We start from the raw sequence: 9831 nt of genomic DNA, 5'->3' as shown, positions 1-9831 counted from the left end.
GAGAAAAAATAAATTGGTACAAAACCTAGTGGCAAAATATACAAAACCCGCTGGCAAGCTACAGTCAAAATATACAATGTAGTTTGACACTAGGTTTTATACTAAGTGGGAAAAGGTGGGATTAGGTAGGAATACGTGGTAATTTGTTGTTTTTATGTATAAAATTTAGCATTAAATGCGCGTTTTGTCAAAATAGATTTTGACACCTAAAATTGTAAAAAAGAGCTAAAAAGAGTGAAAATCAGAAAAAAGTGCGTTTTAAAGGTAAAAATGAGAGAGGGCTTTGAAAGGTCTGTGAAAACCCTGTGAAAAATTTTGAAAAGTCTGTGAAAGCCCAGAAAACCGCCTTTGAAGACCCTGTGAAAAAAATCACTCCAAAAGTTCAATTGACGTCAAAATCAGCCAAAAATAACCAAAAAAGCAAAAAAGATTTCCATATATAAGTGGAAATCTCTAAAAATTGAGTAAAAAGTATTGTTTATCAATAATTTATATAAATTTTTTAATGTAAAAAGATTTCCACTTTCATTTTTCATTTTAGAGAGGCATTAAGCTGTATCTTATGTAGTTTCTGAATGCGCATTTTCAGCCTCTATTTGACGCTTTAAATGCAATTTTAGAAGAGGTAAAATAAGCTCGACTTCTTCCGTGTCGTTGATATCTTGAACAAGCTCTTGCAGTTTTCCATAAAGTTCTGCCGCGAGTTCCGCTATATCTTCAGGGGGGATCTTTATATTTGCATCGCGATGGGTTGTATAAGCTATGCGACCAAGCTTTTTCATGAGTCCAGTGGGAATAGTGGGTGCTTTAAAACCTGCTGCTTTCGCTTTTGCCATGTCTGTAAACATTTCGCCTTCACCCGTAACGAGCCAATGAGGATTAATGTTATAGGCCGTATAATAGGCGTTAATTGTTGAGCATGTTGGTTCGTGTGCTCCAATTTCATAATTGGCAAGGGTGCCACGTTGTAAATTAAGCCGTTGCGCAAAGATACTACGTTCTTCATTTCCGTAGATTCGTCTTATTTCACGTAGGCGTTTTGCCAATGGTGTTTTAGGTTCTAGTTCGGGGCGTGCCAAAAATGCTCCTTATTCATATTTAGGTTAGCTTAAATTACAGGATTTTAAAAAGAGCTTCCCCCATTCATCTTAGAGTAGCATTAAGCCGTATTTTGTGCAGCTTTGGAGTGTTCTTTTTCAGCTTCTATTTGACGCTTTAAATGAATTTTAAGAAGAGGGAAAGTCGCTTCTACTTCTTCCGTGTCGTTGATGTCTTGAACAAGCTCTTGCAACTTTATACAAAGCTCTGCCGCTAATTCCGCTATATCTTCAGGGGGGAGTTTTATATTTGCATCGCGATAGGTTGTATAAGCTATGCGACCAAGCTTTTTCATGAGACCAGCAGGGATAGTTTGTGGTTTAAAACCAGCTGCTTTCGCTTTTGCCATATCACTAAACATTTCGCCTTCTCCAGTGAGAAGCCAATGAAAGTCTACGCCATAAATTTTGTGATAGGCAATTACGATAGATGCTGGTGGCTCATTTATACCGAGCTCATAATTTGCAAGCGTATTTTTTGCCAAATTAAGAGATTTGGCAAAAGCACCGCGTTCTTCGTTTCCGAGGATTCGTCTTATTTCACGTAGGCGTTTTGCCAATGGTGTTTTAGGTTCTGTTTCTAAACGTGCCAAAAAAATACCCATTAAGACCATTTTACGGGTTGACAAACCCGTAAAATGGTTTTAACTGTTATTACCGCCCGATATAGAGGGCAGATATTTTACAATTAACCCCACAAAAAACGGATGGTTTGAGCATCCGTTTGAAGCAGGAGCGAAGTTTATGACAACCACCCAAACATGCATCCAAGTATGGGATCGCCATAGTATTTTAGCCGAGCTACGCCGCCGTAATATGACCTTGGCGGAGCTCGCGAAAGCTTATCAACTCTCGTCATCCAGTGTTCAACACATTTGGACACGGTCTAACGAGAAAGCCGAACGTGCTATTGCCGATTTTATCGGTTTGCCCGTCGAGCAGGTTTTTAGCGACCGCTACCCCAAAAGTCGCCGTCGCATTTTTAAAGCAGCAAAACATGCCAATACAGATTCGCGTGCGCATTCTGCTTTGCGTGGGAATGCTGCTTGAACTTCGTTACACGGCTTTGCGTTTTTGCGCATTTGCCATGAATTTAAATACCATAAGATAAAAAGGTTTATCAATGTCTAAAGATCAATACGAAATGGGCAAGATAAATTGCAGAGAGTTGCATCATAGAACAGCCGTTTGGATGGGTTGGTTTTGGCGGTTAGATGGTGGTCATATTGTTTTTATAGGGGGTGGTTATGGTTGCTGCTTATAATTTATGGACCCCAGATGTCAGAAACGATATCGTTAATCCTTATTCAGAAGTTGAACGTTTACAGGTGATGCTTTCCTGTTCTTTAAAAGCCGTGAGTCGTGGATTTAAGCATCTGCCGATCCGGTATATTATTGACCCTCCGCATGGCTTATTTGATGCGGCGTTAGCACGACAGATTGTTATTCATATCTTGCATTATCAGTTTGAGGTGCCACGGCGGCGTATTGTTGCGATACAGGCACGTCAGCGGACTTCTATTTCTCTATCTATGCAAGTGATTAACCGGCGTTTGGAAGAACCCGTTTTTGCGAAAGCTTATCGAAGATGGGCGGGGCGTGCGATGGATTTATTCTTTAAAGAGATCAGAAAGGCGGCGGCGTGATGGCACAGTTTCAAAAGCTTGCTCTTGATGTGATTGTGGTGCCGGAGCGTATACGCCCTGTGGATGATGAGCATGCCAAGGCGCTTGCGCAATCGATGGCGCGGGAGGGATTGATGAATCCGATTACGGTGCGCCATACCCCCAATGCTAAAGAGGGCAATTATACGCTTATTGCTGGTGCGCATCGGCTTCGTGCTGCGGAGCTTTTGGGCTATAGTGACATTGATGCCGTTGTGGTGCAGGCTGATAAGGACAATGCTGCGCTTTTAGAAGTGGCTGAAAACCTCTTTCGCAATGAATTGTCTGTTATTGATCGTGCGCTTTTTGTCCAGACTTACCGCGAATTGTGGGAAAAAAAGTATGGGGAGATTAAGGTTGGTGGGGACAGAAAATCAAAGGGTAAACATTACCCTTTGATCGGTGGTAATCAATATACAAAGGACAAAGTGGCAAAGGTGCAAGTTGCACCTTTGCCAAATGATAGTTCTTCAGAGCATCATGAAACTGGGTGTGAAGGGGATGAAAAATCAAAGGATCAAGTTGATCCTTTGATCGGCGGTGATGGACATTTAGAGAAATTGGATCAAGTTGATCCTATTTTTTATACGAGTGAAGAAAGTGGCGCAAAAGGGATAACTTTGTGCTTTTCTAAACATGTGGCGGATCGTATTGGTTTGTCTCAAGTTTCAGTAAAACGTCTTAACTGTATTGCCCAACATTTACAGCCGGAGTTGCGCTCTGTTTTGCGGGGGACGGCATTGGCTGATAACCAAGCGCAGTTGTTAAAATTAGCAAAGATGGAGCCGGTTGCGCAACGGCGGGTGGCGATTGCTTTGCAACAGGTTGAGGGAGATTTGCGGCGGGCTGTTGATTTGGTCAATGGGGTTAATACGCCGCCGCAAATCAATGAACAGGAACGGATTTTTGCTCAGTTATTAGGGGTGTGGCAGAGAGCAGATGCGCAGACAAAGGCGCGGTTTTGTGATTATCTTGCAAGAGAATGTGGGGAGGAGCAGGCATGAAGAGGCATGGTTGCGGGCAGCTTGATTTTTTCCAAAAGCCGGTTTTTCCCTGTCGTGAACCCGTTGCGCAGATTGATTTAGGGCGGTTTCGCTCACGCATTAAGCGTGCGATGGCGCGTGCTTTGCGTGAATGCCGAGTTGAGCGCAGTGTGATTGCGGAGCGTATGGCGCATTATTTAGGGATTGGGTGTTTAAGTAAGGCAAGTTTGGATGCTTATGTTGCGGAAAGTAAGCAGGTGGATATTTCCCTGCCGCGGTTTAAGGCATTTGTGCGGGCGACAGAGGCATTTTGGCTCTGGGATGAGGTGGTGAGTGAAGATGGATTATTGCTGTTGCAAGGGGATGAGGCACGTTTAGCAGAAATTGCGCGGCTTCAGCAGGAACAGCGGGAGATTGCAGCGCAATTGAAAGCCATGCGCGCAACGCCGGTGCAAATTAAAAGGGGGCAGCCATGAAGGAATGGTTTACTATTGCCGAATTGGCTGAGGCAGCTTTGCCAGGGTTGCCGAAAACATATAAAAGTCTTGAAAACCACGGACGGGCATATTGGAGAAAAAACTCTGAACTTTCGAGGAAAGTGGGAGGCAAAACCAAGCCGGTTTGGGAGTATCACATCTCTTTATTGCCGGAGGGGGCGCGGGCGGCGTTGTTGGTGCGGTTTGGTGGGGCTGTTGATGTGAAACAAACGCAAGGGGAGCAAAAGACAAGTATTTGGGTGCGTTATGAGGGGCTTTCAAAGGCGCATAAAAGGCGCTGTGAAGAGCGTTTGAAGGCACTTTGCTTTTGGGAAGATTTGCTCCATGCCGGTATGGGTGTGCATGATGCGGCAAGTTTGAGTGCGGTGCAATTTGGTGTAAGTCGGATGTCGCTTTTTAATTGGCGGCAGATGGTGGAGGGGTATGAGCGCCCTGATTGGTTGGCAGCTTTAGCGCCTTGTTATGGTGAGGAGAGTTTTTCGCAATTTGCGCCGTGTCATGAGGGGGCGTGGGAGGTTTTTTGTTCGGATTATTTGCGCCCCTCTAAACCTGCTTTTTCGGCATGTTATCGGCGGATGGTTTCGGTTGCACAGGAGCGGGGTTGGCAGCCCATTCCTTCTGAGCGGGCTTTGCGGCGTCGTTTTAAGGCGCAAATTTCCAAAGCGGTTGTGGTTTTAGCGCGTGAGGGAGAAGAAAAGGCAAAAAAGCTTTATCCAGCCCAACGGCGTGATCGCTCAAGCTTGCATGCATTGCAAGCAGTGAATATGGATGGACATAAGCTGGATGTTTTTGTGAATGTTCCTTGGACAGAAAAGCCTGTGCGGCTTTATTTGATTGCCATTCAAGATCTTTATTCGGGCAAGATTTTATCGTGGCGCTTGTCAGATGCTGAGACTTGGGAAATCGTTCGTTTGGTGATTGGGGATATGGTGGAAGCTTATGGCATACCAGAGCGCATGACCTTGGATAATGGGCGTGCCTTTACCAGCAAGTGGATTTCTGGAGGTGTGCAAAATCGCTTTCGTTTTAAGATTAAGCCGGATGATCCGCGAGGGCTTTTGACGAGTTTGGGTGTGCAATTGCAATGGACCACCCCTTATAGCGGACAGTCTAAACCGATTGAGCGGGCATGGCGTGATCTGGCAGAAGCGATTTCTAAACATCCCTTTTGTGCGGGGGCTTATACGGGCAATAAACCGGATGCCAAGCCTGAAGATTATGGCAAGCGCGCGATAGGATTTGAAGAATTTAAAGCCCATGTTGGTGCGCAAATTTGTGCACATAATGCGCAAGCGGGGCGTAAGGCGGTTAATTGTGCGGGGCGCAGTTTTGATGAGACCTTTACTGAGAGTTTGCAAGCCGAGGGGACGATTATTCGGCAAGCAACGGCGGCACAACGGGCTTTATGGCTTTTAACCTCAGAGGCGTTGCGTGCGCAAAAGGGTACGGGGGAGATCCATTTTTATGGCAATCGTTATTGGGCGCGGGCGTTGAATGAGCATGCGGGGAAAAAAGTGATTGTACGCTTTGATCCGGATAATTTGCATCAAGATTTACGGGTTTATGATTTGAACAATCGGTTGCTTTGTTTGGCACCATGCCTTTCTGATGTAGGTTTTTATGACCAGCAGGCGGCGCGCTTGAATGGGCGTTTGCGTAAAGAATATGTGAAGGCTGTTAAAGCAGAAAAACAGCTAGCGGCAAAGCTTGCGCCTGATCACTTGGCCGATGTTTATGGTCGCCTTGAGAAAAAGGATGAAGCGTTCAAATCGAAGCTTCCGATAAAGCCAAAGGTGAGCCGCTTGATGCCAAACAATTTGGGGAATTTAGCTTTGAAAGCAGACGATGATGAGGCTTTGGGGGAGGAAGAATTCAGTCAACACTTGCATAAAGCTTTGAGAAAGCTTTCCGCCTCTGATGAGGGGCGTGAAGTGATCAAGTTTCCCAAGCAATAGAATAAGGAAATAGGGAAAGAGAGGGGGGGATTTAAGGGGACCGGTTGAGGTCCATGTGCGGGGTTGAAGCGTTAACAAAGAAAGGGGGGAGGAATCTTATCCATTTCATAGTCTAATCAATACATGAAGTTTCTAGGTATCTTTGCCTGATCGGGTGAGATGCGTGGAGTTAGCAAGTTCCCTGATGTGTGAGAAAGAGAGGGGATTTGCAAGGTTAGCCGTTTTAGTATCGCGTACGGCTTTAGAGTAACAAAAATGGGTAGGTGGGAGCCTACCCATTCAATAAAATCTAAAATCAATACGAATCTAGATCAATACGAGAGGGAGATTATAGATGAAAAACGCGATAAATGCAACGGTCGATAAAAATCCTTGGGCGCGACCTAAAATCCAGCCTAATGGCACAGCACAAAACCGCAACAGTGATGACATTGCTTTATGGAATGAGCTTGTGGATGCGGTGAGAGCTTTGGGGCAAATGAATGATTGGTCGAAAGCAGAGGTGGCGCGGCGCATAGGCATGCCGGATGGGACGTTTTCGCAATGGTATGCGGGTAGTTATGCGGGGCAATTGGGTAAGCAAAATGCAAAGGTTCAACAATGGGTTGAGGTTTTAAAGGAAACGGCGGGGTTTTTGGAGAAGATCCCTGAAAAACCAGCCTTTCAGAGGAATCGAATTGCCAGTGAGATTATTGATACTTTAACACTGGCACAAAGTACGGGGGATATGGTGATGATTACGCTTGATGCGGGCAGTGGTAAGACCGAAACCTGCCGTCATTATCGCTCTACCCGCCCGCATGTTTATCTGGTGACAGCCAGCCCGCATACGCGCAGTGTTCACGGTATTTTGAATGATATGGCAGCAGAATTGGAAGTGGTGGAATATAATCCCACCCGCTTAACACGTGCGATTGGTAAGAAATTAGAGCGCGTGGGCAGTGGTACGTTGTTGATTGTTGATGAAGCGCAAAATTTAACGGATGAAGCGATTAATCAGTTGCGCCATTTTGTTGATATTAATGGTACGGGGCTCGCTTTGGTTGGGAATGATGAGATCTCGGGGCGGTTGGTTCATCGTCAAAATGGTCCCTCTTATGCGCAAATTAAAAGCCGATTGGCGATGCATCTGAAACGGCGCAAGCCCTATAGTGAGGATATTGCTGCGCGCATTCATGATTGGGGGATTGAGGATGTTGGTGCGATAAAGTTTTTGACAGGGATTGGCTTAAAGGCTGGAGCTTTGCGGCAAATTGACAAAACCATGATGTTGGCACGCATGGCAGCGCTTGGAGATGGGTGTGAGGTGACTTTGAAACATGTCAAAGCGGCATGGAAAAACCGTGACGTGGAGGAATTGGCATGATCTCTTTATGCGACAAAGAATTATCCGATACGCTTGTTGGTCTTTATGACGATTATCAATGCGGTTTTGATATTGGAGAAAAGCTTAAATTGTGTGTTGATTTGGCGTTATTGCTTGAATTGGAGTTGAGTGTTCACCGTTTGGGGGAAGCGGATGCGGTTTTGGAAGCTGAAGTTGCAGAAGTTTTGGCTGAGTGTGACAGCTCTGATGCGGATGAGAGCAATCGTGTGATTTATATGGATTTTGGAGGCGGAAAATGATGGAACGGAACCCTTATATGGTGAGAGAGTGCTTGATTGCTTTGCGCTCTGCCTTTTTACAGTATGAGGTGAATGGCATTTTTATGCATGGACAAGATGTTCGAGAATTGAATGAGTATTTGCGTCGTTTGGCAGGCTATAACCACGTTTTAGGTCATGAGCTTATGCGGTGTCGTTGGCAAATAAAAGCGGGATGTGCGCCTTCTTCAGGGGATGTTGTGCCATTTCGTCGGTTTCAAAAAACACAGGAGGAAGTTGGTGATGAATCCACAAATTGAACTTGAAGGTACGCGTTATATGAAGGATGCGAAAGGGGCTTTGGTGCCGGTAAGTTTGATCCGCCCTGCGGATTTGTTAGAGGATGAAACGGTGCGCAAAATTATGGGTTTTGCGAAAGAGTTATCGGCAAGGATTGCACGTTTTAACAACCATACGATTGCGGATTTGAGTGATTTTGATAGCTTGCTTGCGCAAGAATATGGTGTGGAGCGGCGTGGCAAAAAGGGCAATTGTACTTACACAAGCTTTGATGGTTTGCAACGTATTAAGGTGCAAGTTCAGGAAAGTGTTGATTTTGGACCGCAATTGCAAATTGCCAAAAGCCTTCTTGATGAGTGTTTGAATGAATGGTCTGCGGATGCACGCCCTGAAATCCGTGCGATTATTACGCGTGCTTTTAATACGGATAAAGAAGGCAAGGTGAATCGGGGCGAGATCTTTATGCTGTTGCGTTTGGATATTGATGATCCACGCTGGAAAGAGGCGATGCGTGCCATTCGTGAAGCGATCCGTGTGACGACATCTAAGGAATATGTGCGTTTTTATGAGCGCGATAGCCTAGAAAGCGCTTGGCGTGCTGTGACCATTGATCTGGCGAAGACATGAGGGGAGGGAGATGTCTTTAGCTGTCCTTCATATGGGAAAACGCGCGTTAGGTCTTGATGATGAGACCTATCGCGCACTGCTCTATCGCTTAACAGGCAAGCAATCGGCGAAAGATTTGAATTTTTCAGAAAAGCACTTGGTTATCGCTGAAATGAAAGCGTTTGGTTTTAAGCCGAATGGGAAGCGTTTAGAGGGTAAATATGCTAAGAAGCTCCAGGCGCTTTGGATTGCTGGGTGGAATCTTGGCATTATTCGTGATCGTTCAGATAAAGCGTTGCTTGCCTTTGTGAAAAGACAGACAGGGATTGATCATATTCGCTTTTTACGCGATAGCGATGATGCATGCAGAGCTATTGAGGCATTGAAAGGTTGGTTGCAGCGTGAGGGTGGGGTTGACTGGAGAGGAAAAAACCGCGAAGATTCATGGAGGAAGAAACCAAGCATTTCCATTTTGTGTGCCCAATGGAAGTGTTTGAATCCCGATGCTGTGTTTGATGTGGAATCTTTTCATCAAAGTGTTATGGCGTTAAGTGGTAAAGCTTTTGGTGAGATGAGTGGGGGCGACTTTAGAGAAGTGATGAATGTTTGGGGGCGGAAAATCCGTAAAGGTGTTAAAAGCGAGGGGTAAGCATGTATGCAAGAGGAAATCTATAGCGATTTTCCTGCCTTATTGCGTGAAATAGCTGATGTTGCGGGCAGTGAAGCAGCATGGAATATGATGCGGGCTTTTGGTGGACGAGAAGTTTATATACCCGGGCGTCTTGAGAGTGCGGATTGGTTGATTGAAATTGTTGGGTTTGAAGAGGCGCAGCAACTCATCAACCATTTTTGTTTTAATGGTTCGGGTGTGCGCCTTCTTATCCCCCTTGGCAGAGATGCTGAACGGCGGCAAAAAATGGTGCAAGCGTTGCAAAAAGGCTGGTCGGTTGATGCTGCAGCTGCTGTTTCTGGTATGCATGTGCGCACAGCCTATCGCTTGAAGAAGAAAATTTCTTTGCAAGAACCACAAGGTTTATTATTTCCAGAGTTTTATGAGTATTGAGAGTTTTGACTGACAGTGTCAGGCTTATATTGGGGGTTTGAAATCCGATAAACTGCGAATGAATTTTTATTCATTGAGTGGT

14 protein-coding genes are annotated in these 9831 nt (G+C 45.3%); 12 read left to right on the top strand and 2 right to left on the bottom strand.

Translation table 11 applies throughout. The features are described 5' to 3' along the window. Window positions 1-560 precede the first annotated feature (560 nt). Both ACFINW_RS08345 and ACFINW_RS08340 read right to left on the bottom strand, forming a co-directional pair. The gene (locus ACFINW_RS08345; RefSeq protein WP_375630256.1) at window positions 561-1079 is read right to left on the bottom strand and encodes a helix-turn-helix domain-containing protein; all 519 of its coding nucleotides are present in this window, start codon (window positions 1077-1079) and stop codon (window positions 561-563) included. A gap of 80 nt (window positions 1080-1159) precedes the next feature. After that, a complete protein-coding gene (locus tag ACFINW_RS08340; protein WP_375630257.1) occupies window positions 1160-1690 on the bottom strand; it encodes a helix-turn-helix transcriptional regulator in 531 nt (176 codons plus the stop codon). A 151-nt stretch (window positions 1691-1841) separates the two neighbouring features. Here ACFINW_RS08340 and ACFINW_RS08335 point away from each other — a divergent pair, with 151 nt between their 5' ends. The 12 genes from ACFINW_RS08335 (at window position 1842) to ACFINW_RS08280 (ending at window position 9749) form a co-directional block, all read left to right on the top strand. Next, window positions 1842-2147, top strand: coding sequence for a helix-turn-helix transcriptional regulator (locus ACFINW_RS08335; RefSeq protein ID WP_005864619.1), 306 nt, complete (start codon window positions 1842-1844; stop codon window positions 2145-2147). 73 nt (window positions 2148-2220) lie between these two features. After that, window positions 2221-2361 (top strand): hypothetical protein, encoded by a 141-nt coding sequence (locus tag ACFINW_RS08330; RefSeq protein WP_196794044.1) that lies wholly within the window; start codon window positions 2221-2223, stop codon window positions 2359-2361. Further along, complete coding sequence (locus ACFINW_RS08325; protein WP_375630258.1) at window positions 2345-2743, top strand: hypothetical protein; 399 nt, start codon at window positions 2345-2347, stop codon at window positions 2741-2743. The genes ACFINW_RS08330 and ACFINW_RS08325 overlap by 17 nt, the downstream gene beginning before the upstream one ends. Then, a complete protein-coding gene (locus ACFINW_RS08320; RefSeq protein WP_375674142.1) occupies window positions 2743-3765 on the top strand; it encodes a ParB/RepB/Spo0J family partition protein in 1023 nt (340 codons plus the stop codon). Before ACFINW_RS08325 ends, ACFINW_RS08320 begins: the two co-directional genes overlap by 1 nt. After that, window positions 3762-4220, top strand: coding sequence for a hypothetical protein (locus ACFINW_RS08315; RefSeq protein WP_375674140.1), 459 nt, complete (start codon window positions 3762-3764; stop codon window positions 4218-4220). The genes ACFINW_RS08320 and ACFINW_RS08315 overlap by 4 nt, the downstream gene beginning before the upstream one ends. Further along, a complete protein-coding gene (locus ACFINW_RS08310; RefSeq protein WP_375674138.1) occupies window positions 4217-6196 on the top strand; it encodes a transposase domain-containing protein in 1980 nt (659 codons plus the stop codon). The genes ACFINW_RS08315 and ACFINW_RS08310 overlap by 4 nt, the downstream gene beginning before the upstream one ends. A 334-nt stretch (window positions 6197-6530) precedes the next feature. After that, a complete protein-coding gene (locus ACFINW_RS08305) occupies window positions 6531-7562 on the top strand; it encodes an AAA family ATPase (protein WP_375613740.1) in 1032 nt (343 codons plus the stop codon). Continuing rightward, window positions 7559-7822, top strand: coding sequence for a hypothetical protein (locus ACFINW_RS08300; RefSeq protein WP_375630261.1), 264 nt, complete (start codon window positions 7559-7561; stop codon window positions 7820-7822). Before ACFINW_RS08305 ends, ACFINW_RS08300 begins: the two co-directional genes overlap by 4 nt. Further along, on the top strand, window positions 7822-8100 hold the full coding sequence (locus tag ACFINW_RS08295; RefSeq protein ID WP_375632620.1) for a hypothetical protein: 279 nt from the start codon (window positions 7822-7824) through the stop codon (window positions 8098-8100). Before ACFINW_RS08300 ends, ACFINW_RS08295 begins: the two co-directional genes overlap by 1 nt. Further along, on the top strand, window positions 8084-8707 hold the full coding sequence (locus ACFINW_RS08290) for a DUF3164 family protein (protein ID WP_273755326.1): 624 nt from the start codon (window positions 8084-8086) through the stop codon (window positions 8705-8707). Before ACFINW_RS08295 ends, ACFINW_RS08290 begins: the two co-directional genes overlap by 17 nt. Before the next feature lie 10 nt (window positions 8708-8717). Next, entirely contained in the window at window positions 8718-9335 is a 618-nt protein-coding gene (locus tag ACFINW_RS08285; RefSeq protein ID WP_375613742.1) for a regulatory protein GemA, read from the top strand. A gap of 6 nt (window positions 9336-9341) precedes the next feature. Next, on the top strand, window positions 9342-9749 hold the full coding sequence (locus ACFINW_RS08280; RefSeq protein WP_375648297.1) for a helix-turn-helix domain-containing protein: 408 nt from the start codon (window positions 9342-9344) through the stop codon (window positions 9747-9749). Window positions 9750-9831: the final 82 nt, after the last annotated feature.

The organism is Bartonella sp. AA18HLJMS, assembly GCF_042197245.1.
GTDB lineage: Bacteria > Pseudomonadota > Alphaproteobacteria > Rhizobiales > Rhizobiaceae > Bartonella.
Note: the sequence above shows the minus strand (reverse complement) of the source record. Positions and strands in the feature narration are given on the sequence as shown.